At 49.3% G+C, this 25,690-nt stretch carries 25 protein-coding genes and 1 tRNA gene; 17 read left to right on the top strand and 9 right to left on the bottom strand.

Annotation, left to right across the window (positions count from 1 at the left end; all coding sequences use genetic code 11):
- Window positions 1-141 precede the first annotated feature (141 nt).
- Window positions 142-369, bottom strand: coding sequence for a hypothetical protein (locus MMG03_RS07270; protein WP_249505981.1), 228 nt, complete (start codon window positions 367-369; stop codon window positions 142-144).
- An 89-nt stretch (window positions 370-458) separates the two neighbouring features.
- Here MMG03_RS07270 and MMG03_RS07275 point away from each other — a divergent pair, with 89 nt between their 5' ends.
- The 10 genes from MMG03_RS07275 (at window position 459) to MMG03_RS07320 (ending at window position 11,040) form a co-directional block, all read left to right on the top strand.
- Window positions 459-3,431 carry a DNA translocase FtsK gene (locus MMG03_RS07275; RefSeq protein WP_073158139.1) on the top strand — a complete coding sequence of 991 codons (2,973 nt, stop codon included), beginning with the start codon at window positions 459-461 and terminating at the stop codon, window positions 3,429-3,431.
- 149 nt (window positions 3,432-3,580) lie between these two features.
- Complete coding sequence (gene ispE / locus MMG03_RS07280; protein WP_073158142.1) at window positions 3,581-4,489, top strand: 4-(cytidine 5'-diphospho)-2-C-methyl-D-erythritol kinase; 909 nt, start codon at window positions 3,581-3,583, stop codon at window positions 4,487-4,489.
- A 34-nt stretch (window positions 4,490-4,523) separates the two neighbouring features.
- Window positions 4,524-4,595 (top strand) — tRNA-Gln (locus MMG03_RS07285).
- A gap of 36 nt (window positions 4,596-4,631) precedes the next feature.
- Complete coding sequence (locus MMG03_RS07290) at window positions 4,632-5,216, top strand: 50S ribosomal protein L25 (protein ID WP_249505982.1); 585 nt, start codon at window positions 4,632-4,634, stop codon at window positions 5,214-5,216.
- Window positions 5,217-5,369: 153 nt separating this feature from the next.
- On the top strand, window positions 5,370-5,516 hold the full coding sequence (locus MMG03_RS07295; protein ID WP_158236659.1) for a hypothetical protein: 147 nt from the start codon (window positions 5,370-5,372) through the stop codon (window positions 5,514-5,516).
- A gap of 2 nt (window positions 5,517-5,518) precedes the next feature.
- A complete protein-coding gene (locus MMG03_RS07300; protein ID WP_249505983.1) occupies window positions 5,519-6,643 on the top strand; it encodes a hypothetical protein in 1,125 nt (374 codons plus the stop codon).
- The gene (locus MMG03_RS07305) at window positions 6,640-7,254 is read left to right on the top strand and encodes a TlpA disulfide reductase family protein (RefSeq protein WP_249505984.1); all 615 of its coding nucleotides are present in this window, start codon (window positions 6,640-6,642) and stop codon (window positions 7,252-7,254) included. Before MMG03_RS07300 ends, MMG03_RS07305 begins: the two co-directional genes overlap by 4 nt.
- A gap of 20 nt (window positions 7,255-7,274) precedes the next feature.
- On the top strand, window positions 7,275-7,826 hold the full coding sequence (gene pth / locus MMG03_RS07310; RefSeq protein ID WP_249505985.1) for an aminoacyl-tRNA hydrolase: 552 nt from the start codon (window positions 7,275-7,277) through the stop codon (window positions 7,824-7,826).
- A gap of 64 nt (window positions 7,827-7,890) precedes the next feature.
- On the top strand, window positions 7,891-9,348 hold the full coding sequence (gene guaB / locus MMG03_RS07315; protein WP_073158156.1) for an IMP dehydrogenase: 1,458 nt from the start codon (window positions 7,891-7,893) through the stop codon (window positions 9,346-9,348).
- A 144-nt stretch (window positions 9,349-9,492) separates the two neighbouring features.
- Window positions 9,493-11,040, top strand: coding sequence for a beta-galactosidase (locus tag MMG03_RS07320; protein ID WP_249505986.1), 1,548 nt, complete (start codon window positions 9,493-9,495; stop codon window positions 11,038-11,040).
- A 75-nt stretch (window positions 11,041-11,115) separates the two neighbouring features.
- Here MMG03_RS07320 and MMG03_RS07325 read toward each other — a convergent pair whose 3' ends face one another.
- Window positions 11,116-11,559, bottom strand: a complete 444-nt coding sequence (locus tag MMG03_RS07325) for a hypothetical protein (RefSeq protein ID WP_249505987.1) — start codon at window positions 11,557-11,559, stop codon at window positions 11,116-11,118.
- Between the two features lie 51 nt (window positions 11,560-11,610).
- Here MMG03_RS07325 and MMG03_RS07330 point away from each other — a divergent pair, with 51 nt between their 5' ends.
- From MMG03_RS07330 to MMG03_RS07345, 4 genes are all read left to right on the top strand, one after another.
- On the top strand, window positions 11,611-12,555 hold the full coding sequence (locus tag MMG03_RS07330; protein WP_141100352.1) for a hypothetical protein: 945 nt from the start codon (window positions 11,611-11,613) through the stop codon (window positions 12,553-12,555).
- Between the two features lie 9 nt (window positions 12,556-12,564).
- Window positions 12,565-13,968, top strand: a complete 1,404-nt coding sequence (locus tag MMG03_RS07335; protein ID WP_249505988.1) for an FISUMP domain-containing protein — start codon at window positions 12,565-12,567, stop codon at window positions 13,966-13,968.
- A gap of 215 nt (window positions 13,969-14,183) precedes the next feature.
- A complete protein-coding gene (locus tag MMG03_RS07340) occupies window positions 14,184-14,963 on the top strand; it encodes an FISUMP domain-containing protein (RefSeq protein WP_112131851.1) in 780 nt (259 codons plus the stop codon).
- Between the two features lie 106 nt (window positions 14,964-15,069).
- Window positions 15,070-15,759, top strand: coding sequence for a hypothetical protein (locus MMG03_RS07345; RefSeq protein ID WP_073158168.1), 690 nt, complete (start codon window positions 15,070-15,072; stop codon window positions 15,757-15,759).
- Window positions 15,760-15,831: 72 nt separating this feature from the next.
- Here MMG03_RS07345 and MMG03_RS07350 read toward each other — a convergent pair whose 3' ends face one another.
- The 7 genes from MMG03_RS07350 to MMG03_RS07380 all read right to left on the bottom strand — a co-directional run bounded on the left by MMG03_RS07350 (window position 15,832) and on the right by MMG03_RS07380 (window position 23,008).
- Window positions 15,832-16,479, bottom strand: a complete 648-nt coding sequence (locus tag MMG03_RS07350; RefSeq protein ID WP_112131850.1) for a hypothetical protein — start codon at window positions 16,477-16,479, stop codon at window positions 15,832-15,834.
- Between the two features lie 81 nt (window positions 16,480-16,560).
- Window positions 16,561-17,472: a hypothetical protein gene (locus MMG03_RS07355; protein WP_112131849.1), complete on the bottom strand. Its 912-nt coding sequence runs from the start codon at window positions 17,470-17,472 to the stop codon at window positions 16,561-16,563.
- Between the two features lie 513 nt (window positions 17,473-17,985).
- Window positions 17,986-19,404 (bottom strand): Asp-tRNA(Asn)/Glu-tRNA(Gln) amidotransferase subunit GatA, encoded by a 1,419-nt coding sequence (gene gatA, locus MMG03_RS07360; protein WP_073158175.1) that lies wholly within the window; start codon window positions 19,402-19,404, stop codon window positions 17,986-17,988.
- Window positions 19,404-19,727 carry a DUF4321 domain-containing protein gene (locus MMG03_RS07365; protein WP_073158178.1) on the bottom strand — a complete coding sequence of 108 codons (324 nt, stop codon included), beginning with the start codon at window positions 19,725-19,727 and terminating at the stop codon, window positions 19,404-19,406. Before MMG03_RS07365 ends, gatA begins: the two co-directional genes overlap by 1 nt.
- Window positions 19,728-19,874: 147 nt before the next feature.
- On the bottom strand, window positions 19,875-20,552 hold the full coding sequence (gene ung / locus MMG03_RS07370) for a uracil-DNA glycosylase (protein ID WP_249505989.1): 678 nt from the start codon (window positions 20,550-20,552) through the stop codon (window positions 19,875-19,877).
- A gap of 2 nt (window positions 20,553-20,554) precedes the next feature.
- Complete coding sequence (locus MMG03_RS07375) at window positions 20,555-21,292, bottom strand: CAP domain-containing protein (protein WP_073284507.1); 738 nt, start codon at window positions 21,290-21,292, stop codon at window positions 20,555-20,557.
- 372 nt (window positions 21,293-21,664) lie between these two features.
- Window positions 21,665-23,008, bottom strand: a complete 1,344-nt coding sequence (locus MMG03_RS07380) for a class I SAM-dependent methyltransferase (RefSeq protein ID WP_249505990.1) — start codon at window positions 23,006-23,008, stop codon at window positions 21,665-21,667.
- A 242-nt stretch (window positions 23,009-23,250) separates the two neighbouring features.
- Here MMG03_RS07380 and MMG03_RS07385 point away from each other — a divergent pair, with 242 nt between their 5' ends.
- The 3 genes from MMG03_RS07385 (at window position 23,251) to MMG03_RS07395 (ending at window position 25,688) form a co-directional block, all read left to right on the top strand.
- Window positions 23,251-23,871, top strand: a complete 621-nt coding sequence (locus MMG03_RS07385; RefSeq protein ID WP_073234922.1) for a hypothetical protein — start codon at window positions 23,251-23,253, stop codon at window positions 23,869-23,871.
- A gap of 70 nt (window positions 23,872-23,941) precedes the next feature.
- Window positions 23,942-25,375, top strand: a complete 1,434-nt coding sequence (locus MMG03_RS07390; RefSeq protein ID WP_073234925.1) for a glycosyl hydrolase 53 family protein — start codon at window positions 23,942-23,944, stop codon at window positions 25,373-25,375.
- Window positions 25,376-25,433: 58 nt separating this feature from the next.
- Window positions 25,434-25,688: a chorismate mutase gene (locus tag MMG03_RS07395; RefSeq protein ID WP_073158195.1), complete on the top strand. Its 255-nt coding sequence runs from the start codon at window positions 25,434-25,436 to the stop codon at window positions 25,686-25,688.
- Window positions 25,689-25,690: the final 2 nt, after the last annotated feature.

A 25,690-nucleotide genomic window follows, 5' to 3' on the forward strand; every position in this document is an offset into this window, starting at 1 on the left:
CGAACAACAAGATAAAGCTACTGATACGGACTGCCTATGGCTTCAGGAACATGAACAACATGCTGTCGCTGATAATGTTGAGCTGTTCCTATGTAGATGTAAAGATAGCCTACGAATGGGAATCGGAATCGAGAGAATCATCTAGCAAGGCTGCCTAAATGCTTCCACACATGTTGATGATGCCTCAAAAATATTTTCAAGGGATTCTGCACCGTTGCGGGTCATGCCCGTAATGTCGTTCTGGGTGCTTCCGAAAATAAGAATGATAAAAACAAAGAAGGCCGATATCAAAAGGCCCGAGGCGACCTTCTTGATTCTCTTGGAAATCTTGATTTGTTTTTGTTCGTTCCTTGAATTTTTCTCTTCCATAGAAATAAAGATAATAAGATGGAAAGGATTGACACTTTTGTGTCATGAAAAGTGAGTATATTTTAGCGGTAAAATTTGCGGAGGCATTTTTGGCTACACAAAGAAAAACTTCTGGCTCTAAGAGGGGTTCCAAGGGGAATAAAAAGGGAAAGTCTAGTTCGACTAATCCGGTCGATGATGGTCAGGGCTTTGGCCTGGTTCTTGGCGGTTGGTTTCTTTTTGCCATAGGCGTTCTGCTTCTTTTGGGTTGCGTAAGTTCTGTCTATAGCGGAACACACGGTAACTGGTTGGGCCCTTATCTAGGCAAGATGATTCCGGATGGGGTGACTTTGCTGTTTGGCAAGGTCTCTGTGCTTTTCTTTACGGTGTCCCTGATTCTGTGGGGGCTTGGTCTTGCCTTTTCGGGAATTCGGGGCCGTTTGATTCGCTATGGACTTGGCCTGACATTGATTTCCCTGGATCTGTCGTTCCTGCTTGCTCTTAAAAACTATGGCCTTGCCCAGGTTTCCGAAGACGTGCTCGCCTTGAGCGGTGGCATACTTGGACAATTTTTTACCCAGAATATCGCCATTCCGGTTTTTGGTGCTGAGTCCTGCATTGCGCCCTTGATTATTCTGGCTGTAACGTTCTTGCTGATCCTTGTGCTTTCTTTTGGACTTCGCCCGAGGCATTTTTATTTCATTGTGCAGGGTACGAAATGGATCCAGAATACTTTCAGGAAAAAGGAACCGCTGGAAGGTGAGGTGGTGGATGCGTCAGGTACCCAGAGCAACATTTCCATGAAAAGGTCGAGGGGCGCTGATTTGGACCGCGCCGTAGATGCCGGGGTTTTGCCCAAGGGCGCCTATATGGACGACAACACGGTTATGCTGCAACCCGATGAATTTAAGATTCGCAGGAAGGGGAAGGTTGTTCCCTTTAGCGGCCGCAACAACTGGCTGGGAACGATGGACGGCGTGGCTCCCGTGCCCGCAACGCCCACCCAGGAAAATCCTGTTGTTCGTAATCCGGTGGAAATTGCTCCGGAACCTCTGCCAGAACCGACCATGAATGTGGCTGGTGAATACAATATGGACGAAGATCCTGAAATTCGCCGACTTGAGGAATATCTGCGTGTCAATGGACGCAATATGAACGCCCTTGAAATCGTAGAGGTGAAGGACCGTATTGCCGCTCTGCGCAGGGCCCGCGAAGTGATTGCCTGGGAAAAGGAACATCGCGGCCGCATGCAGGTAAAGGGTGATGTCCGTCGTGAAGACGGAAAGCCTTCCATGGCTACAGAAGCTATTGTGGATGTTCCTGTTGCTGATCCCGAACCGACAAGAGTGGCGGGCGTTGCTGCCGAAGCGGATGATGCTGCTGAAAAAACTTTGACTCCGTCTTTTGATCCGGAATCGCTGCTTGGTGGTGATGGTGGACGTGATGAAACCTGCGCCCCTGTAGTTTATGGTGCTGACGATGGCGCCGAAGACGATGGCGAGGGCTTTGTTGCGTCTGAAGACTCTTTGGGTGGAACATTGAACGGTTGTAAGGCAGCCCCTATTCCGCAGCCGGATCCCACAGAAGTTTATGACGAATATAAGGTTCCTTCCATTGGCGATATTCTTAATGATCACGAGGCTCAGACTGCGGATTATACCGAAGAAGAGTTGAATGCCATTGGTAAGATGCTGGAAGAAAAACTGGAAAACTTCAAGGTGAAGGGACATGTTATCGGTTGCGAAACGGGCCCCATGATCACTCGTTTTGAAGTGGAACCTGGGCCGGGTGTAAAGGTAAGCCGCTTTACTGCGTTGCAGGAAGATTTGGCCATGCCCCTGCGAGTGACTTCTGTTCGTATTCTCGCTCCCATCCCCGGTAAGGCTGCAGTGGGTATTGAAATTCCCAATCGCAAGTTCCAGACTGTTTTCAGTAAGGATGTTTTTGAAAGCGAAAAATTCAAGCCGTCCCCCGAAAAGATTTTGGTGGCCTTGGGTAAGGATATTACTGGCGAGGCCTTTACCATGGATTTGGCCAAGGCTCCTCATTTGCTGATTGCCGGTCAGACCGGTTCCGGTAAGTCTGTTTGCATTAACGCCCTTATGGCCAGTATGCTCTTCAGTAAGACTCCCGACGAACTCCGCATGATTCTTGTGGACCCGAAGGCGGTGGAATTGAAGATGTACGAAAGCATTCCCCATTTGCTGGCTCCGGTGATTACCAAGCCCGAAATCGCCATTCAGGCATTGCAGTGGCTGTGCTATGAAATGGACCGTCGCACCGAAGTTCTTGCGACAGCCAAGGTTCGTAACATTGGCGGCTTCAATGCCAAGTACGAAGCGGGTGAGCTGCCCGATGATATTCCTGAACAGGACAAGGGTCATCGTATGCCGTTCATTGTCGTTATTATCGATGAAATGGCAGACCTTATGATGGTGGCTGGTAAGGAAATCGAAAAGTCTGTAGCCCGTTTGGCTGCAAAGGCCCGTGCCGTGGGTATCCACCTGGTGCTCGCAACCCAGCGTCCTTCCGTGAAGGTGATTACGGGTATTATCAAGGCGAACTTGCCTACCCGAATTAGCTTTAAGGTGGCATCCCAGATTGACGCCCGTACCGTAATGGATCACGCCGGCGCCGAAAAACTTCTGGGCCGCGGTGATATGCTGTTTAAAGCTGTGAATGATCCGGATCCCGTTCGCGTTCATGGCGCCTTCCTGAGTGACGAGGAAGCCGAAAAGCTGGCGGATGCCTGCTCTAACCAGAATGTGTTCTTCCCGCAGGTGGAATCCTTTGACGTTTCTGAAGGCGTCGATGGAGACGATGATGGGGAAGGCGGCAAGCAACTTGGCAAACTTGACCCGTTGCTCTTTGACGTTGCATGCTGGGCTATTGAAGTGAGCGGTCTTTCCACTTCTGCGGTGCAGCGACACTTTAGTGTTGGCTACAGCCGTGCCGGTAAAATTGTAGATCAGCTTTATGGCCTTGGCGTTTGCGGCCCCAGCAAGGGAAACTCCAAACCCCGTGCGATGCTGGTCGGTATGGACGAACTAATGCAAATGGAACGCTCAGGAACCTTTAGATAAATAGTTACAAAGTACGATTTATGAATTACGAGAAGACAAATGGCGAGCTTTGCTCGCAAAATAAGAGGGCGGCAAAGCCGCGAAAAAAAATCTCGTAATTCGTAACTCATAATTCATACCTCGAACCTCATACCTCGAACCTCATAATTATGCGTGAATATGCTCCTTCAAAAATCAATTTGTTTCTGGATGTCATCCGCAAACGCGAAGATGGCTACCATGATCTAGGTACCATTTTTCAGACTGTCGATGCCGGCGATACATTGAACGCCGAACTTCGCAACGATGGCGAGATTGTCCTGACCTACAACAAACCCCAGGAATATCCGGTTCAGTCCGACTTGGTATTCAAGGCTGCCGTCGCTCTTAAAGCCTATGCGGTGGAACAGGCCGAAACCTCTGCAAAGGCTGCCGCAGAATCCCTGGGCGCCGACCTTTATCTAGAAAAGGTGATGCCCCTTGGGGCTGGCCTTGGCGGTGGTAGTGCCGATGCGGCTGCGGCCCTTCGTGTGCTGAATCGCCTGTGGAATCTGAACTATGCAGCCGAAGTTCTTGAAGGAATCGGTGCAAAACTTGGTGCCGATGTGCCTTTCCTGGTTCGGGGTGGAACCGCCTTTGCCGAAGGCATTGGTGAAAAGTTGACTTTTATCGACCCGCTGCAACTTTCCGAAGGGGAGTACCTGTTGATCTGCACGCCCCTGGATGCTGTCCCTACCAAGGATGCTTACGCCGGGGTGGCAAAGTCTGGTCCGGCTCGTTGGGATTCTTACAAGGCCGAATTCCAGTCTGCCGCTGACGATAAGACTCTCGTCTCCCGTCTTTCCTCTTTCATCTCGTTCAACGCATTTGAAGGATCCGTGTTCCCTCTGCATCCCCTGGTTGCCGAAATGAAGGCTGAATTTAGCCGTCTGGGGGCCAAAACGACACTCATGTCTGGTTCCGGAGCCTCTGTTTTTGGCGTTTTTGCCTCAAAGGAACTGGCTGAAACCGCTGCGGGCGCCATGAAATCCATCTCTAGATATCAAAAAGTGACTCGCTTTTGGGTGCCGACCCTTTAAAAAGTTGTCATTAATACTATATTTGCGCCACCATTGGGATATCGTCAAGTGGTAAGACAACGGATTTTGATTCCGTTATTCGCTGGTTCGAGTCCAGCTATCCCAATGTTTTTTTTAATCATAAACTCGAATGGAGTAAATTATGGAACTCACTAAGCTCGTAGCAACCTCGAGAGTACAGGGCAAGAGCGCTGATAGCAAGCGTCTCCGCAAGGCCGGTCAGATTCCGGCTGTCTATTATGGTAAGGGTCAGGAAGCAGTGAATGTTAGCGTTAGCGCTATCGACGTTCGCAAGGTCCTCGCCCCGGGTAAGCGTTATACGCTTCTCGACCTCGTCATTGATGGCAAGGAAGGCAACGCCGCTGTAGTTTACAACTATCAGAAGGATCCTCTGACTCAGGAAATCATCCACATCGACTTCCTGAAGATCGACGAAAATACCAAGGTTAAGGTTCGCGTTCCCGTTAAGCTGAACGGCCTTCCGGTTGGTGTTAAGACCCAGGGTGGTACCTTTGCTCAGCAGAATCGCTACATCCAGCTGGCTGCTGTTCCCACCAAGATCCCCACTCTGATCGAAATGGATATCTCCAACTATCCGGCTCCCACTACCTTCTACGCCAAGGATCTTCCGCTGGCTGAAGGTGTGGAACTGGCTTGCACTCCGCGCGTCGTGATTTTCAATATCACCGCTAAGCGTGGCGCAAAGACTGAAGAAGCTCAGGGCTAATCCCTAGTTTCTACGGTTCTTTACCGAGATTAAAGACGCTCAAGTGAACTTCGGTTCCTTGGGCGTTTTTCGTAATCAGGTGAAAACTTCCTGGCCTTATTTTTATATTTGAGTCGGATATAAAAAGTCTGACTTTTAAGAAAGGAGAATGAAATGAAAAAGTTTTTTGCTGTTCTGGCTACTGTAGCCTCTGCACTTATGATCTGTGCCTGCGCAAGCAGCGAATCCAAGCCTGATTATGATTCTACCCGTGCTAACGCTCAGTCTGCATATCAGGAATTGGATAACGACGCTGAATAATTATGAAGCAAATCCTGCTTTTGCCGCTGGCCCTGTGGCTTGTCTCCTGTTCCCTTTCGTCTGACGCAAAGACTTCTGCCTCGGATGTTTCCGCGGTCCGAAATTCCGCAAATGCCGCCTACTCCGATTTAGGTCAGACGTCGGGGCAGCCTTCGGCCCAAACTGCGAATCCGTCTGCGAATCCGTCTGCAGATCAGGGGCAGGCCGCAATAAACGCACAGTCATCTGGAACGTGCCCTGATGACACGGACCTTCGTGGCGAGGGAATTGACGCCGATTACAATCAGGCTGTGGTTTTGGCTCAGAAGGCCATTGCCGCCCAGATCCAGTCGACAGTATCTGCCGCAACTCACACCAAGGTGTCTTCTACTGAAGATGCTTATGGTCACGAAATCATCAAGTCCAGTTTTGATATGGAGACCAAGGTCCTGGCTCATCTTGAAAATGCCCAGGATGCCAAGGTTGTCTTGAAGCAGCCGCACAATGGTAAGGTGAAGGTCGTTGCCTGCATGTCCCGAAACGATGCCATGAAACCCTTCCGCTTCAAGGCCGGCGTTCTTCAGGATTCCCTCCACTTGTATGCCAAGACTTATGAGGGTGCATCGCATCCCCTTCAGAAAAACAAGACTTACAAGTTGGGCCGTCAGGTGTATATCCGTTATGTAGCCAATTGGGAAATCCTCCGTAGTTTCGGGATGGTTGACGAAGCATCCTCTGCTGCCACCGATGCCGATTACGCCTACATGCACAATGATTTTTCCCAATTCCTTTCCACCTATGCCATGTACTTTGAGGCTCCCGAGAACGATGTGGAACGTTCCATTTTCTCGGTGGTTTCGCAGAACTTTAGCGTGGTCAGTGGACAGTGCAAGGGCGGCCTTGTCCTGAAGGCTGGCGTTCTTGACCAGAATTGTAAGGAAGGTAGCTTGGGTATCAAGTGCTCTGCGACTTTGGCCCTTACCGGTTCTTCTTGTGAAGGTGAACGTTATTTTGAACTGCATGCCAGTGCTGCCGGTACCGGCAAGTACGATGAAGCCGAGGCCATGGATCGCCTGAACAAGAATATCGGCAAGGCTGAATGGTTTGCGGATTGGCGTCGCGAACTGAACCGCTGGAGAATGAAGTGAAATTAAAAAAATCATTGATTTTAGCTTTGTGCGTCGTGTCTTTGGCTTTTGCCAAGTTCGCTCCCCAGCCCTCTGCGAATCCCTCTGCCAAATATGCCCCAGACGATGAATATGTGGAAGAGCCTGATGTACCGCCATCGGTAAGGCTGAAGATTCCTTCGGCCATTGCAGATTCCTTGCCCTGGTTTGCTGTACGCGAAGTGAGTGTCGCCAATACTCCTTTTACCAAGATGCACCTGACTAAGCTCGCCCAGAATAACGACCGTGTGGCCCTGGTCTACTTTGCCACCTGGTGTATTCCCTGCCGCGTAGGAGTCAAAAATCTGGCCGCCGCCGATGCCCTGTTGACCCAGAACAAGACCGAAGTTGTTCTTGTGAATATCGGTGAAACTGATGAAAAGGCTATTGCACGTTGGGTCGAAAAGTTGGGTGCTAGTCGATTTAAGGTCGTTGTGGACCCCTTCAAACGTATGACCGAGAATTTCGGCATCACCCGTTCCGGTGAAGAGATGTCTTTGCCCAAGACACTGGTGGTGGATTCCAAGGTCAAACCGGTGAAACTGATTGGCAAGGAAGGCGGCGACTGGCCCCAGGTCCTTTGGACAAAGTAAATTAAAAGTTTGAGGTTAACATGTATCTGATTGTCGGTCTCGGAAATCCTGGAACTCAGTATTCTAACACCCACCACAATGCCGGTTTTATGGCTGTCGAAAAATTGGCTACTTCCGGTGACTGGAAATCTGAACACAAGGCACTGACCCAGAAGGTGGTTATCGGTGGGCAGGAATGTCTGCTGGCCAAACCTCAGACCTATATGAATTTGTCTGGCGAGTCCGTTCAGGCTCTTATGACTTGGTATAAAATCAAGCCGGAACAGCTACTTGTTTTTAGTGATGATATTAATCTCGATGTGGGTCGCATCCGTTGCCGTGCCAACGGCAGTCATGGCGGTCAGAATGGCCTTCGTAATATCATCGAGAAAATTGGTGACAAGTTCCCCCGCATCCGCTTTGGTGTGGGTAAGTGCCCTCCCAAGTTTGACCTTTCCAACTGGGTCTTGGCGAAGTTCCCGCCCGAAGACCGCCCCGCTTTCGACGAGGCTCTCGAAAAAGTCAAACCTCTAGTGGAATGCTACTTCAAGTTCGGCATTGAAAAGTGCATGGAACGCTATAACGGCAAGTAATTCCTTTTGACGTGTCGCTCGGTTTTTTCTATCTTATCTTTGCAAAATAGAATGAGGTTCATTTATGAAAATTTTGCCTGAAGCTTTAACGTTTGATGACGTTCTTCTCGTTCCCGCAGCTTCCTCCGTTTTGCCGTCCCAGACAGACGTGAGCACTCAGCTTGCTCCGAACATTAAGCTCAACATCCCTGTGATCAGTGCTGCTATGGATACCGTTACTACGGCTCCCCTGGCAATCTCCATTGCTCTTCAGGGTGGTCTTGGCATTATTCACAAGAACATGAGCGTCGAAGAACAGGCCGAAGAAGTTCGCAAGGTCAAGCGCTGGCAGTCCGGTATCGTTAGCAATCCGGTGACCCTGGAAGCTGACCAGCCGGTTTCCGCTGCATTCGAAATGCGCGCTGCCCATAAGATTAGCGGTTTCCCCATTCTCAAGAATGGCAAGCTGGTGGGTATGCTCACTAGCCGCGACCTCCGCACTATCTCCGACTACAATGTGAAGATTGAAAAGGTGATGACCAAGAATCCGGTCACCGCAAGCCCGAAGATCAGCCTTGCCAAGGCTAAGGAACTCCTGGCCGAAAAGCGTATCGAAAAGCTCCCTCTGGTGGACAATGCAGGCAACCTCAAGGGCCTCATCACCATGACCGACATTCTGAAGCGCGAAAACAACCCCTCCGCAAGCCTGGACAAGAATGGCCAGTTGCTGGTGGGTGCTGCTGTCGGTACTTCTGCAAATACTCTGGAACGCGTTGCAGCCCTCGTTGACGCTGGCGTCGACCTGTTGGTGATCGACACCGCTCACGGTCACCACATCGGTGTCCGCAACATGGTGAAGACCGTCCGCAAGAAGTATCCCAAGCTCACCATCTGCGGTGGTAACGTTTGCACTCCGGAAGCTGTTACTGAACTTGCCAAGTGCGGTGCCAACATCGTCAAGGTGGGTATCGGTCCTGGCTCCATCTGCACCACTCGTATTGTTGCAGGTGTTGGCTATCCGCAGTTCTCCGCTGTTGTGGAATGCGGCAAGGCTGCACGCAAGGCTGGCGTCAAGATTATCGCTGACGGTGGTCTCAAGTTCTCTGGCGATATCGTGAAGGCTCTGGCCGCTGGCGGTCACGCTGTAATGATCGGTTCCATGTTCGCAGGTACCGAAGAAGCTCCGGGTGAAGTCATTCTCGCTGATGGCCGTAGCTTCAAGAGCTACCGCGGTATGGGCTCTCTGGGCGCCATGGCTGCAGGTTCTGCAGACCGTTACTTCCAGGGTGGCATCAAGGAACCCCGCAAGTTCGTTCCGGAAGGCATCGAAGGCCGCGTTCCTTACAAGGGACCGCTCCGCGATACCATTTACCAGATCATCGGTGGTATCCACTCCGCTATGGGTTACGCAGGTGCTGCAAACCTGAAGGAACTCTACGACAAGGCTACCTTCGTTCGCATCACTGGTGCAGGCCTCCGCGAATCTCATCCCCACGATGTGACCATCACCAAGGAAGCCCCGAACTACAGATCCGAAGGTTAATTTGGCCGCGGACTTTGGCCGCTCGCTAACCATTTGAAAATCCCGTTGCAGTTTTTAGCTGCAGCGGGATTTTTGTTTAGAAAGACTCTGTTTTGTTTGATGGGAAATTTTTTTATTATATTCAGAATAACGTATGAGGATTGGGTGAAAAGAATTTCTTTGTTTGGTATTACGGCTTGTTTTGCCTTAGGGTTAGTCGCATGTGGTGATGATGGAAACAGCACAAACGCAGCTAATGAGGTGTCTAGTTCATCGGAATCTATTACCTTGGAATCCAGCTCCTCAGACGAAATCACCAGTGGTTCCGCAAGCGGTAACACTACAAAGATTGCTTACACTCTCAAACCCTTTAAAGGTCCGCTGCCCAATCCTCATAAGGGCTTTACGCTCCTTACCGAAGGTGCCTGGAATTTCGTTCCCGAATTCAGGTACGGTCCCGATAAAAATGGCGCATGGGATTTGATTACTTACGGTTCCGGTTACCAGCGCTGGGATGAGTTGAATCCGGGTAAAGGTGTTTACGACTGGTCCGTGCTGGAAGATTTGCTGAACGTACTTCAGGAACATGGTCTGGGTTACGCTTTGCGAGTGTTCCCTTACTCTCCCTGGTACATCACGGGTAACGATACGCCCACAAGTGAATACGACTGGACTCCTGACTGGGTTTACGAAGAGGGAGCCAAGAAGGATTTCGCCATCTTTCAGGATAATGGTGCCCGCGCCCAAGTTCCCAGATGGGATGATCCTGTCTACCTGAAGGCCGCCAAGGATTTCGCTACGGCTATGGCAGAAAAGTATGATGGGGATCCCCGCCTTGAATACATTGATGTCCGTACCTTTGGTGAATGGGGCGAATGGCACGTTTCCCATCTGGATGGTAGCGATATGCCGCCCTTAAAGGTTCAGAAGGAATTGCTGGACCATTACGCTTCTGTATTCAAGAAGACTTTGCTTGCCTTGCCTTCTGATGCCTATGGCGAAATTTACACCTATGCGTTAAGCCTTGGGATTACCAAGCGTGACGACGGCTTTATTGGAATTCCCGGTACTGCAGATTCCTTGGTGCGTGCCTACGAGGCAGGGCTTCCGACTATTGCAGAAAATATTGGCAGCTACGAAAGAATGCTGACCTTTGACGATCGTGAGTACAAAAAGTGGACTCCGGAACGTTGGGTTCACGAAATTACCACAGCTCATTTGACCTACTATGTGCTGGAACAGGAAAGCGATTGCGGATTTAAAATCTACAGTGAACACAAGGACTTGGCAGATTCCCTGACCCATGTGATCGGTTACAATTTCATGGTGCAGCAGGCTGAACTTCTGATGGTTACGGGTGACAAGGAAGCTACAAATACATTGAATATCACCGTAAAGAACACGGGCATTGCTCCCTGCTTCTTTGATATTTATATGGTGGCAGAATTGGTCAACGGCGAAGGCGAAGTTCTTGAACAGCTGGGTAAAACCATCAAGGTTTCCAAGGGTACTTTCAAGGACGAAATGGTTCGTGATTTTACTTTTGCTAACTCAGTTCCTGCAAGGCTGACCAATGTGGCGGCGCTGCCGGGAGTTTCTGTGGCGCTCTCTATTTACGAAAGTGAAGAAGCTTTCAAAAGCGGAAAGAATCCTACCGTACGTTTCGATAACGACGGCCTGCAGGCAAACAATAAGCTGTTGCTGAAACCGTAATTTTGACGAGATGAAATTAGCCTGCACGAGTCTTCGTGGCAGGCTTTTTTTATAGGTTGATTTTGTCGGCTGTTCCTAGGTGTTGACGCCTTCTCCGGAACTGCGCAAATCTCGCATGGCCTGGCTTGCCATGTCATGAACTTCCTTTTGGCGAGGGAACTTGTGGTAGGGGAGAATTCTGATTTCCACGTTCTCTGGTTTGGGGTAGTTTTGAATATACTGGACGTTGGAGAGGAATACGATTTTTTCGAAGGTGCCCGCGCGGTTTTCAGAGCTCGCGTGACATTCTGACGTACCGAACTTCTCCAGGACGTGGTCCATGGCCCTGTAAATCATCTGAAATTCCTTGGTGTTAAAGTCCGACGTAGTGTAGGTGTCCACGATTTTCCCGCCAACGCCATCCTTGGAATCGGTGGCGAAGGTTTCGGCAATGTAGGCCCCGCCGCCGGCCCGTTCCTTGTGGCCGTAATCGCAGCTGCCGCCTACCCAGACGTATAAAGTGTCTTTTTCGAATTTCATTTTATGGTGCGAAAGATAAATAAATTGAATGTTTGTGCTATCTTTGAATTCATGAGGTTAGTGAGATTCGTTCTTTTTTGCTTATTGATAATCGGGTTGCCTTGTCTGGCTTCAGCCAAGTATGTGGCGGTGCTTGAGACTGTCTGCAATGACTCCACGGTCATGCCCTTTCAAGAAAGGCAGTTCATCACTAACGTGTTGCGTGCCGGGGCTGTTAAGGCCTTGCCTGCGGATTTCGGATTTACCATTATGACCCGGGATAATATCAATGCCATGTTGCCTCCCGATATGTCTATCGAGGATTGCGAGGGTAGCTGTCTGGTTGAAACGGGGCGCAACATTTCTGCCGACTATGTAGCTCAGGCTCGCGTAGGTCTCTATGGTGAAAAGTTCACCCTGACAGTTGAATTGTACGAAACGATTTCTAGTAAACTGGTTTCCAGCTTTACTGGCCGCGGTGTCGATGCCGAGGAACTGCTTGGAATTGTAGAGTCTCGAGCCCACGAATTTTTTTTGATTTGCCGTGGTAATGAACCATCTCCTTATCCGTTAGACGCACCCGTCGACGAATCCCCTAAACCCGTCGATGAATCCACTAATATAGCGCCCCCGGATTCCGCACCCGAAACGGTTGAGGATTCCGAACCCAAGATTCTCGTTCCCCGTCTGTACACTTATGCCGAGGATTCCTCCATGGTGGCCCAGAAGGCCGCTCAGGAAAAGGCTAGTGCCGCAAGGAAGGTGGCACCTGCCATGGCTGAATCCAATGTGCGAACCACCTTGATTGTCGTTTCTGCGGTAACCACCGTGATTGGTGTCGTGGGGGCATTTTTTGCCGACTATTACGCTGCCGATGCTTACGACGAGATTCCCGATAACAAGTACCAATATCGAGACAACTTGAACGACATCCGTCTGGCACAGAACCTGCGTACGGTGGGAATCATTATGGGTGCCGTTGGCGCTGTTGGCTTGGGTTTCAGTATTTTCTTTTAGGCGGTAAAGATGAACGTTAGATTTTTTGTTTTGTGCTGCCTACTTGTTTTGCCTTTTGTCGCCTGCACGGATTATGTGGGTGATTATGAAGATTTGTACGGCCACCTGGAAAACGAGTCGTCCTCTAGCTTCGATAAAAAAAGCTTTGTGGCCGAGGGGTTCAGTAGTTCCAGTTCCAGCTACAGGTATAGCTCTGGAGCGAGCAGTTCTTCCTGGTACAGTAGTTCCTCCTGGAGGTATTCTCAGGAGTCATCCGTAAGTTCCTCTTCTAGTATTTCCATACCTTCGTCCTCCAGTTTCGTTTCTGGGTTCAAGGGCTCCTATGGAGTCATGGTGGATTCTCGAGACGACAAGGTTTATAGGACCGTTTCTATTGGCGACCAAGAGTGGATGGCCGAAAATTTAAGGTATACCGGGGTGGAGCACGAGTGCCGTGATGATAAACCGTCAAATTGCGATATTTATGGGGCTTACTATTGGACAACTTCTGTACAAATTTATAAGGTATGCCCGGAAGGGTGGAATGTGCCTACTTTGGGGCAGTGGGAACTTTTGGTGAATTATGCCAAGGCGAAGAAAGGTTCAATCTATTATGATGACGCCCTGAAGAGTGATACGTTGTGGTCTTTGAAACGGCAGGCCGACGTATATAATTCCCTGGGATTTGCCGCTCTCCCGTTGGGGATGGCTGATGAATGGGGTTCCCCGATGGGTATGAAAGCTCATTTTTGGACATCTTCGGCTGTTGGGACCTACGATTTAGATGATATGGATGTCTGGATCTATACCATCGAAAATACGGTTGAAGCCATGCTTTACCGGACCAAGGATATTAGGATGCCGGTTCGTTGCATTAAGAATGATATGCGGATGGGGCAAATGTTAGACGAACGAGACAGCACCATATATAAGACCGTAAAGATAGGAAGTCAAACTTGGATGGCCGAGAATCTGAATTACGAAGATCCCGATGGGGAAAGCTACTGCCGTGATTTCAACCTTGATTCTTGCCTCGTGTATGGTCGTCTATATAGCTGGAATGCTGCCCAGAAAGCCTGCCCGACAGGCTGGCGTCTTCCCGAGAAAATGGATTTTGAATCTCTTCTCGATACCGTCAAGGCTCATGCTGGCGATTTCGGGGTAGGCGAGGGTTTGATGGCTGTTGGCAAGTGGGGACGTCTGAATGCCCGTGATTTCTACGGCTTTAACGCCATACCCGCTGGGTTCCGTAGGCACGACATTTTCAGTAAGACGGATTATGCCCTGTTCTGGGGTTCTACGAATTCTGTTGCCGACGACGGAGAGACCAGTGCCCACGTTGGCCTGTATCTGAGCAATCAAAACAAGGACGTGAATTTGGATCCGTTTGCAGATGACCTGTATGAAGCCAGTGTCCGCTGCATAATGGAATAACTGTTTTTTTTCAAAAAATCCATAAGTATTTGTTTGTGGAGGGGAGATTGAGGCTGGCGAAATTATAAAATTTCGTCACGTTTCTTATGTAAGAAAAATATGTGGTTTGGAGCCGCCGTTGCGTCGGCTCTCTCTCTCGGCTTGTTAGCTTGCGGTGATTCCGGTGCCGACGGCAAAGATGGCAAGGACGGTCTTACCAGAGGTGCAAATCTAACGTGGTTACAACCCGCTGTGGTGCAACCGGCTCCGTTTACTACGATTCTACCAAATACTTCTGCAGCAATGGCAAGGTCTATGCATTGTGCGGTGAATATGGTAAGTTTGCACCGGAAAAGAAGGTTTGCGATGCAGGAATACTCTATGATATTTGTGGTAGCGAAAGTAAAGAAATTAGTGAATTCGAATCACTATTGTATTTCAAATCCTTTGGAAACGTAGATGAAAATGCGACCATTGCTTCGAAGACTTCTGCGTCTCCTATGACATGCGATCTGTTTGCAGGCTCTGCGCCCGATCGTTATAAAATGGTTTGTCCTACATACGGACGTCTCTATGATTGGACGACTGCACTGGATATAGATTCCAAGTATGTTTCCGAATATGCAACTTCTATTATTGGTGCGGAGCTTCAGGGTGTCTGCCCCGACGGCTGGCATGTGCCTTCCGAACAAGAATTTCTTGAACTGAAAGAAGGTTATAAGGATTGTGCCTACAAGTTCAAGGCTGTTGATGCTGGTTGGTCTGGTGATGCTACCGGGGAAACTGGTTTTAACGCTATCCCCACTGGTTGGTATGATAGTGAAGATGATTATGGATATCGACTTGAATCCCATGGATCATTAAGGATGTGGACTACCGCAGATGAATCCTCTGTTTCGTATACACCTATTAAAACGTACGCTTATACCTTCAAGTTAGGATATAGCGATAATTTTATTGAAGGCTACAACTTGAAGACTGACCGTCTGCCAGTCCGTTGCGTCAAGAATAAATAAGTTAATCATTAGCTGAAACATTTAAGCCCCGGTTCTTCTTTGAACCGGGGTTTTCTTCTGGTTAGATTTTTTATATTTGCGTCAACCAAAATATAGGGGTTAAAATATGAAAATCAAATTGTTCTGCTGCATGGCCGCTGTGGCCATGGCATTTACAGGCTGTGCCAAGAAACCCACATTCTTCGTTGATCCGGAATGGACCGAAAAGCCCACATCCGTAACCGTTGAATTCACCAAGCCCATGGTCGAAAATCAGGATGACGTGAAGGATGACCTGGAAGAATACGCCGACAATTTCAGCGCCTGGTTCAAGGCTGAATTGACCAAGGATCTGAATCTGGTGACCAAGAATTCCGTGGCTTTCGACGTTGTTGAAGTGAATGCAAGTGACCTGGTCCACGAAAAGGATAGCATCCAGACTGTGGAATTCAACATGATGAAGCCCATGGCCATGGATGGCGAAGGTTATTACCTGGTGCTTTCTAATGTGAACTTCAGCCGTCGCGAAGATTCCTACGAAAACTGGGCATACATCCAGAATGTCTCTCAAAATGGTTACGGTGCTCCTGCTAACAACAGCATGGCAACCGCAGGCCCCACCATCGCGGATAACGGTCTGTGGCTTTACGCTGACTACGCTTATTATAGCGCCAAGACTGGTAACCGTGTCGCCTTTGGACATTGGAATATCAAGAGCAAGTTTGCCTACGCCATGACCAGGGGTGATTGGGAAAAATGCGTGTTGGCTCTCGTGAAAAAGACTCTTGCAAGAACTCCAATCTTGAAAAATAAATAGAATTCGCTGTGCGATTTTAGAACCACATGCGTTATTGAAAAAGACTTGTTCTGTATTGAACAAGTCTTTTCCTTACTTTGCGGCGGGATAAGTTAGCGGCGTGTTTTCAAGGATTTCTTCTATAGAAGTCTGGATTAATCGTTTCCAGCTGTCGCGCCCTAAGTTGCGGACATATTCTTCGTTGGTGTTGAATTCGCCGTAGCCAAGAATCTTTTGGGTTCCCGTGTCGTAGAAGGCGTATCGGCCTGACATGGATATGAAGTAATTGGTGGACGATGTTGTTGGGGTGCCCGCCGCCATATTATGGGTATAGTACGAGGTCCTTTGAGTTCGTCCAAACCAGAGATTGTTCAGAACGACGTAGATTTCGGCGTCGCTGTTAAATGTCTTGGGCTTGCCGACCGTGACGGGATTTTTCCCTAAGGTCACTTTTTCTTCTAGCATTTCTTCCTTAGAAATTCTTTCGGCAGTGAAGTCAACATGGTTGGAATAGAACTTCACATTTTCTTCGAGCTGCCTTGCAAACCATACCGTGAAGTTTTCATCTTCCACAAGGACATCGTCTAGATCCTCTTGATTTTCTACAACTCCGGTAGAAAAAATAAATTTTGCTTTTGCCGGTTTATTGGTCCATTGGGAATCAACAAAAAAACGGGGGCTGGAACAGCCAACGAATAAAAATGCAGCTATGGCTGCACCCAGTAAAATCTTTAAGTTCATCTTCTTAACCCTTAAAAATGAAGCTCACATGAGCGGCGAGAAAGGTAGTAAATGCTTATGCATGTGAAGGTTTGGACAGATTTACATTAGCAATGATTTTGTCATTTGCTCTATGTAAGGGATGTTCAGGGGAAGATCCGTCGTCTCGGTGGTGGCGATAAAGTTTATTCCTGGAATGTAGCCAGCGGCAGCGTAGCTTCGTTGTTTTTCTATAGCGTTTCTGGCGTAATTGGGATTGTCCATCATGCCAAAATGTTCCCAGATGAATTCCTGACGGGTGCGCTTGTTTAAGCAGGTGAAGTCGGGATAGAATGTGACTGCCTTGCTTTGCATGAGGTCGGCGTCTTGATTGAGGGTGCGTCGGCGAATGTTGTTCGTCGGTGTTTCGGCGGTTATGCTTGACGTATCCCCGATGATTAATTCCAGCGGGGCTTCGTAACGAAACGGAATGTTGTGGCGGGCGAGGCATTCGGCGATAATCACCTCAGATTTGGAACGGACCCGTAATCCGCTATTAGTGAAATGTTCTGGAGTATCCTTTGCGAAAAATTTTCCACTGTATGGCTTGCCTTGCCATTGCGCTGCAAATTCCTCGTCGGTTAAGAGCAAAGGCGTTACGAATCTCCTTTTGGCTTCCGTAAGGTTTGTATGAACCGCAATGATGTCTTCGGGATGAAAATCCTTTAGGAATCGGGCTAGCGCCTTTTGTTGCCTTTCAATAATACGGTTGCATTTTTCGAGGTACTCTTTTTGCGCAAGTGATGAAATCAGCTTGGAGTCAGACTTTGGAATGTATTTTCCGTTAGTATCTCCTTTCGTTGTGATGTGATAGTATTGAGGAGTGCCCTTGTTGATGGCGATGCGTAAGGATCCTTGCTGTTTTTTGGCCTTGCTTCGGAAAATTCGCTGAGAAAGAGCGGATAGTTGAACAACGACATCTTCCAGGATGTTGCGAATTTGGGTAATTGGTGTTTTGACAAGATGATTTTGCATTTTTTACCTATAAATTGGAATGTATTTGGTGTATTATGGGTATAATTTGGGTCGGAACCTGGTTATTTGTAAAGATGTTTTTTTGAATTACCTATAACAGACTTGAATACTGGTTTTGTTATAGGTAGTGTAGGGCTTTTTTCCCAGATTTGGTTGAATTTTGTGTTAGTTTGTTTGTGATTTTACCTATAAGAATTGAAAAGGATCATTTTTTATGGGTACAAATTCTGTTTAGTATCTTTTTTTTCGTTGTAGCGAACCTCCTGAAACAAAAAAGGATCCACCCCGAGGGGCGAATCCTTAATAAATTATGTGTACTGCGCTTTTTAGAGGGGGCGACCCATGCAGGCTCTTTGTCCCGCGTAAACATGCAGGTGAGGCGAGCTGCTTGCGAAGGTCTGCGGCATTAATCGCGGCGCTTCCTCGTGCAGGCTCACTTTGCAAGCTTTTGACGCCTTTGGCGTCCGCTGCTGCGTTCGGTCATGCCGACAAATTTGCTTGTCGGCGCGACTCTCACTTTGCAAGCTTCTCAGTTGCAGCAGCGACGCTAAGCAGGTCGGCTTCCTGGAAGGGCTTGCCGATCCACTGCAGGCCAACGGGCAGGCCGCCAGCCATACCGCAAGGAACGCTTACGCCGGGGAGACCGGCCAGGTTCAGGCTAACGGTGTAGATATCGCTCAGGTAAACTGCCATAGGATCGCTTTCGTTCATGCCACACTTCAGCGGGAGACCCGGCATGGTGGGGCTGGCGATTACGTCGCATTCTTCGAAAGCCTTGTTGAAGTCGTCGGTAATGAGGCGACGGACCTTCTGAGCCTGAACGTAGTAGGCATCGTAGAAGCCTGCGGAAAGCACATAGCTACCCAGGAGGATACGGCGCTGCACTTCCTTACCGAAAGCTTCGCTGCGGCTCATAGAGTACAGGTCGATCAGCTTGCGGGCATCCTTGCTGCGGTAACCGTAGCGAACGCCGTCGTAGCGGGAAAGGTTGGAGCTAGCTTCTGCAGTTGCAATGATGTAGTAACTGGAAACTGCGTTGCCGATATTGGGGAGGCTTACTTCCTTGATGGTGGCACCTTCGGCTTCCAGCTTCTTCAGCATGGCTTCGATGGCTGCCTTGCATTCAGGATCAAGACCTTCGGCGAAGTATTCCTTAGGAACGCCAATGACCTTGCCTTTCACGCCAGCGTCCAGCTTTGCAGTAAAGTCTTCTGCGGGGCGGGTGCTGGTGGTGTTGTCATGGGGGTCAACGCCAACAATAGCGTTCATCAAGATTGCTGCGTCCTTGACGGTAGAACCGAAGGGGCCGATCTGGTCCAGGGAGCTGGCGTAGGCCAACAGACCGTAACGGGAAACGCGGCCGTAGGTGGGCTTCAGACCCACGACGCCAGTGCAGGCGGCGGGCTGACGGATAGATCCACCAGTGTCGGAACCAAGTGCGCAGGCGACGGTACCGCTGGCAACAGCTACGGCAGAACCACCGGAGGAACCACCCGGAACGCGGGTTTCATCCAGAGGGTTCTTAACAGGACCGAAATAAGAGGTTTCATTGGAAGAACCCATGGCGAATTCGTCCATGTTGGTCTTACCGATGATGATGGCGCCTGCAGCTTCCAGCTTTTCGACAGCGGTAGCGGTGTAGGGGGCCACGAAATTTTCAAGAATTTTGGAAGCGGCGGTGGTGCGGGTTCCGACCAGGCACATATTGTCCTTGATGGCGACGGGGATGCCGTCAAGAGCACCCAGGGTCTTGCCTTCGGCGCGACGCTTGTCGGATTCAGCAGCCTTTTCCAAAGCACGTTCGTTGAGAACGGAAATGTAGGCGTTCAAATTCTTAGTAGCTTCGACCTTAGCCAGAGCTTCTTCAGTGAGCTTCACAGAAGTTGTGGCGCCGCTAGCCAATTGAGCTTGCAATTCTTCAATAGTAATCATTACCTTTCTCCGGACCATTTCATAATGTAGATGCCGACAACCATGCCGATGATGCTGGCGAAGTTAATCTTGAAGCCAACGCCAAAGGCAATCTTGATCATGTACAAGTCAAGAACCACGGGTTCCGGCTTGTCGGGAAAACCGATATTAAAGGGAAAAGCTGTAACAAACACGTTGTGAACGATATTGTTGTAACCACCCGCATTCATCAATTCACCGAGTTGACCGAACAGCACTCCCAGGCATTCTCCCAGGACACCGCCGATAATCAAGCCCAGTACAATAAAAAGCACGAGACGTGCAAATGTATTCTTATGACTCATGAGCTCAAATATAAAAAAAGGGGAGAGATAAGGGCAGCGAACAATGAAGAGTGAACAGTGAATAATTACGAATTACAAGATATGATATAACGTTAGGCGTCGTTGGCACGATAAAAAAACTCCCATCTACCTACTGTCTACTTCCTACTACCCAATCGACCAGTCAATGGGCTCCAGCCCTTTACTTTGCAGGTAGGCGTTTGCCTTGCTGAAGTGCTTACAACCAAAGAAACCGCGGTAGGCCGAAAGGGGGCTGGGGTGGGGTGCGGTCATGATCAGATGCCCGCGGCCGGGAGCCACCAACTCCTGCTTCTTGATGGCGAAACTGCCCCACAAAAGGAACACCAGGTTTTCGCGGGTGGCCGAAAGCCTCTTGATGATGGTGTCAGTAAATTGCTGCCAACCGATTCCCGCGTGGCTTGCGGCCTGGTGGGCGCGAACTGTCAGGGATGCATTCAAAAGCAAGATCCCCTGCTGAGCCCAGGATTCCAGATTGCCATGGGGCGGCGGGTTGATTCCCAGGTCGTCGTGCAGTTCCTTGAAAATGTTGATCAGCGAAGGGGGCGGCTCGATTCCCATGGGTACAGAAAAGCAGAGGCCATGGGCCTGACCCGGGTTGTGGTACGGGTCCTGTCCGATGATAACGGCCTTGACCTTGTCTACAGGGCAGAAGTCCAGCGCTGCGAAAATTTTAGAGGCCGGCGGATACACCACATGCTGTTTGGCGCGTTCGTCTAAAAGCGTATTCTTAATTTGTTTGAAATAATCCTGCTCAAATTGGTCGCTGAGCAGGTTCAGCCAGGATTCTTCGAGTTTTACAGCCATAACTACTTGTGGAAATTAACGTTAAACCAGCCGGTCTTTCCGTCTGAGGATTTTGCGATGCCGCAGGCGACGGAACTGTACTTGGTACTGCTCATGTTGAGATAATGACCGATGTAGGAGTAGTCTTCCGATTTGTTGGGGTCGCGCTGGCCGCTTTCCACCAACTTCTTTTCGTTCCACATCATTTCTAGGTAGTAGTCCACGATTTTCTCTTCGGTTCCCATCCAGGAAAGTGAGATGTTGGGGCCGGAGTTCTGGGCAAATTCTCCGCAGTCCCCGAAATGACCATGGGCCGAGTTTGCCTTAAGGTCGGCTGCGGCCTGTTCTTCGACACAAGTCTGCTTTGCTTCGGGGGCAAGAACTAGGGACGTCAGACCTTCTGAGGTGCGGTACTTGTTAATTACGTCTAGGCAGTAACTGCGCCAATCCGATGCTTCTGCAGTTTCACTGCTTGCCGGCGTGGAAGCCTGGCTGCTGGAGGAATTGCTTGTCAAGGATTCGCTGCTTGCCGGAACGGTCGTTGACTCGCTGCTTGCCGGGGTTGCGGAAGATCCGTTGTTGGATGAACTGCTTGCGCTAATATTTCCGTCTTCTTTTGGGGAACTGGAGGATGTTTCCGCAGACTGATAATTAGAACAGGATGAGGTTTCGTCTTGGACAGAAACGCTGGAGGAATCGTCACCGCAGGCAACGAACATCAATGCTGCAGAAACTGTAAAGATAGGGAAAAGCTTGAACATACAAGAAAAAATAATATAAGAACGCCGGAATGTCACAACAAACCTTCTCGCCGTGGGTCGTTCTGAACTTGTTTCAGAATCCCATGGCCGCACGAGACCCTGTGCTCCCTCTGGGTGACATTAGGCGTCATCGGCGCGATAATAAAAACTCATATCTGATATCTCATATCTTGTATCTGATACCTAGCCATGAAAACATGGAAATGTTTTGTATAAAATGTAAAATCGGAGTTTTTTTGTGACCATTGATAATTAAATATGGCTTTTCGGCCTATCCGACGGGTTTCTATAAAAGTTATGGAAACATTTTCACGGGGAATGGCGATTCGCTAAAAAATAAGCCTCCGAAGTTCAAAACTCCGGAGGTCTTTTTTAAACTCGTTCTGCCAGGATTGCGATTTTCTCGCCTTTGTGACGGGTGTAGAAAAGTATGGCTTCTTTCTTGCCCTTGGGCTTTAGCCTCTTGATTTCTTCGGTGGGGTCTACCTTTACACCGCGAAGCTTTAGGGTCAGCTTGCCGATGTTATGTCGCTTGAGCATATCGCGGACGGCGCTGGTGGCGATTTCGCAGTTGTCAAGAATCTTGAAGTTGGCAAAGGCGGGGGAGGGGAGCGGACTTTCGCTTGCCACGTAGGCGATGCCTTCTGAAATCAGGTGGGCGTCAGAGTTTGCGGCCTGGGCCACGCTTCCAAAAAGGTGGCTGCGGATCAGCAGTGCCGTCGGTTCTGCCAGGTATTCCGAAACTTCGCCGACAGGCAAGTCGCTTTCGCTGGTGGCGTTGCGGAAACTTCTTTCGCAGCCGGGCAGATCGTGTTCGGCGTCCTTGTTGGAGGCTGCCTGTATCTCGGTTAGCGTTCCCTGCCAGATTGCATCCGTACCATCTGCGGCTTTTACAACCTCGCCATTTTTATCCACCATGATGGCCCGAACTTTTCCGGGGTTCTTTGCCAATGCGCCAAACAGCACCAGCAATTCGCGGCAGTCGGCGTGGCTTCCTAGGTAAACCAGTTCTGCATCCTGGGGAATTTCGTTGGTGGGGTAGCCGGGAGGAAGTTTTGCCATGCCGCCCTTGTAGTGCCTTGAAATTTCAAGAACCTCTTCGAAGGTGGGGGTGAGATTGCGGAGGTCACGCTGGTTTTCGCCTTCTACGGCACGGCGGGCAGGGTCGATGGTAAAGAAGTCTGCTTTTTCTTGTGCGGGGGAGTCGCCATTTTTGCGGGCGATTTCTCGAACGTCCCCGGAGATCGTCGAACTGGATTCGCCGCGGAAATTTTCTGTGTTGTAGGCGTACATCTGCAGACGGTCGGGGTCCAGGTCTACGCCAGTCACTTTGAAATTCTGGGGAATAAAGAAACTGTCGCCGCCCATGCCGCAGCAGAGGTCGTGTACCCGCGGGCTTTCGCCAATGTTTTCGGCTCCCGCTTGCCACAGGTTTGCCTTGTAACGGCCGATATCCTGGGCGGTACTCTGTTCCAAAGCTAGGCGGTCGCATAGCAAAAAGGCGTCGCTGCCTGATTTCTTGCCGGCTTCGCCAAAAAACTTTTCACGAAATTTGGGGACCAACATCATGTAGTCCATGATGGCGGCCCGTTCTTCATTGCTGTATCCGGCCTTGTTCAGTGCTGTAGAAATTTGCAGGGCATCCATCTTCTTCTTGATGGCGCTGAGGATGAATTCTTGTACGGCAGGGGATATGAGCAGGTCGGAATAAAGCATTGTTGCAAATTTAGCTTTTGTTGAAAGGGATTTGTGCTAGAAAAATGTTTTTAAAAGTAATCTAAAAGTATTGAAAAGTTGTTGATATGTAGTAAAAAAGTAATCGTTGACACCCTCGCAACGAATGTTAAGATTTTTTATCTTTGTCGCCAGATTTGATTCAGTGGGATTGGTGAGTCAAATTTATTGTTTTGGTAGTTGGATTCCCAATCTTAGGTAAGTGTATGAATGTACATGAGAAAATGAAAGCATTTGATGCTTTTCAGTTTTTCGGCCAGTTCACCTTTAACCGATTCTTTAAACAAGATAAGGCTAACAGGTTTAATGATCAATACAAAGCCGTCGTTGCCCCCCAGGGGCGCGATGGAGGTTCCAGTCGGTATCGCTTTGATGCTTTCTGGGGATCTCGCCCTTACGATATGGGCGTTGTCTCTAGGGATATCGATGGAAACCTGGTTGCTCCGACGTGTGTTACTTTGTCGGAAAGTGGCGCCAGCCTAAGATATATGCAGCTTGATAACGGATCTGTAGACGTAAGGCTTTACCCTGCAAGAACGGATACCGATCGGGCCGATTCCGTACAGTTTATCCGATTGGGCTTGTATAAGAATCCCAGAATGCTTTTGAACAGTACAATCCTGCGCAAACATTGGAATGCCATGTACACGGTCATGGAAAACACGTCTATCTTGGGCAGCCCTTCCTTGGTATCTCAGGCAAAGATGTTCTGGTTGCTCCATGGCAAGGTATACTACAAGGATGGTTCCCTCCGTGCGCCCAGGGATCTTGTTTATCTCAAGAAGGTCCTTAACTACGTTTCGACGATTGTGTTTTGCGCCATGACGTTGAAAGTGGTTCTGTAAAACGATAAACTGCTGACTTTTTACCAACAGTTAACGAATGTTGCCCCGTAAAAAGGGTAAATTTAACTGTATGGGAAAGATTAAGGGTATTATTGGGTTTGCTGCACTGGCTTTGATCGGGTGCGGCGGCAGTTCCACTGAGGCGTTGCCTGATGAATTGGGCAATGAACCTTTGCCGGAAAGTTCTTTTGAGGTTCTTCCAGAAAGTTCAGCTGACGATTTTTTGACCAGTAGTTTTGTTGACGTGTCCGTCAGCAGTTCTGCCGACGAAATTCCTCTGAGTTACTCGGATGAACCTTCTGTAAGCAGTTCTTCAGACGGACCCATCTGCAGTTCCGCAGACGAACCTATCAGCAGTTCTTTGGATGAACCTACCAGCAGTTCTTTGGACGAACCGCTTCCCGGTTCTTCTTCCAGTTTGCGTTCTCATCCCGAGTATTCCAAAATCCTTGGTGCCGATGTTTCCCAGATGCAGGAATATGAAGCCAAGGGTATCCGTGTTTTGGATGTGGATGGATCGCCCAAGGATATTTTTGATTTGCTCTGGGATCACGGTTTCAATTATATCCGCCTAAAGACTTTTGTGGGCCCCAGCGCCAGGTATGGCTATGCCGCTCCGGGTTGCAATCAGGGGACTGGTGAATTCCCCCAAAATGTGGAAGCGTTTGGCGACAAGGATCATGTGGTGGCTTACGCAAAGCGGGCCAAGGCGGCGGGTTTCAAGCTGCTGCTGGATTTCCATTATAGCGACAACTGGGCCGATCCGGGCAAGCAGATTATTCCGGAACGTTGGCGTGGTGTAAGAACTTCTGACGCCATGGCCGATTCCGTTTATGCTTACACCAAGGATGTTCTGTTGGCTTTGCAGGCTGCAGGTGCCTTGCCCGAAATGGTGCAGGTGGGTAACGAAATTACCAACGGCATGCTCCGCGAAATTCCCAAGAGCAATACGGATTGCTGGGGCAATAACGTTCAGGCGGCCGATGGGGCCGTTAGCGGTGTCATGAGCAATGCAACAGGAATCGCCAATACGGCGAAATATCTGGCCGCAGGTTCCCGGGCTGTCAAGGAGATTTCGAACAACATAAAAGTTGTATTCCATATCGAAAGTCCCCACAAGACAAATACCGTAGATTGGTGGATGTCTTCGATCATCAAGAATTCCAAGGTGTCGCCGGATGTAATGGCTTTCTCCGCCTACTCCGCTTACGAGCATGGCAATCCCGATTCCTGGAAAAACTTGATGACCAACTTGGGCAAGACTTACACGAATCTGGAATTTCTTATTGCCGAATACAATGGTTCCTCAACGCCTGATAATTACGGCTTTGACGGATCCCGTGTAAAGACCCATCAGGTGATGGAACAGGTGCCCCGCGCTCTGGGCGCATTCATCTGGGAGCCGGAACGTTCCGGTGCCTGGGGCACTGCGTTGTTTGACTGGGTGGGCGGCGATTTGAAGGCCAACAAGCGGGCTTTTGACGAATACGAAGTTCTTTTTTAGAGCGATCTCCTCTTGATTACACCAAATATTCAAGGGGAGATTTTCTACATTCTTCTATATGAAGATTGAAGATTGGCGTAATCGTATTGATGAATTGAACGGAGAGCTGATTGCTCTTCTGAATAAGCGTGCCACCTATGCAACCGAGATTGGCAAACTGAAAAAGGAATTGGGCTTGCCCGTTCTGGATGCTTCTCGTGAACAGGCCGTTTTGGACCGTGTGGGCTCTATGACCGAAGGCCCCCTTTCTTCTGATTCCATCAAGAGAATCTTCCAGGTGATTATGGAAGAGACCCGCAAGGTTGAGGACTAAAA

This window comes from Fibrobacter sp. HC4, assembly GCF_023373925.1.
Lineage (GTDB): Bacteria > Fibrobacterota > Fibrobacteria > Fibrobacterales > Fibrobacteraceae > Fibrobacter.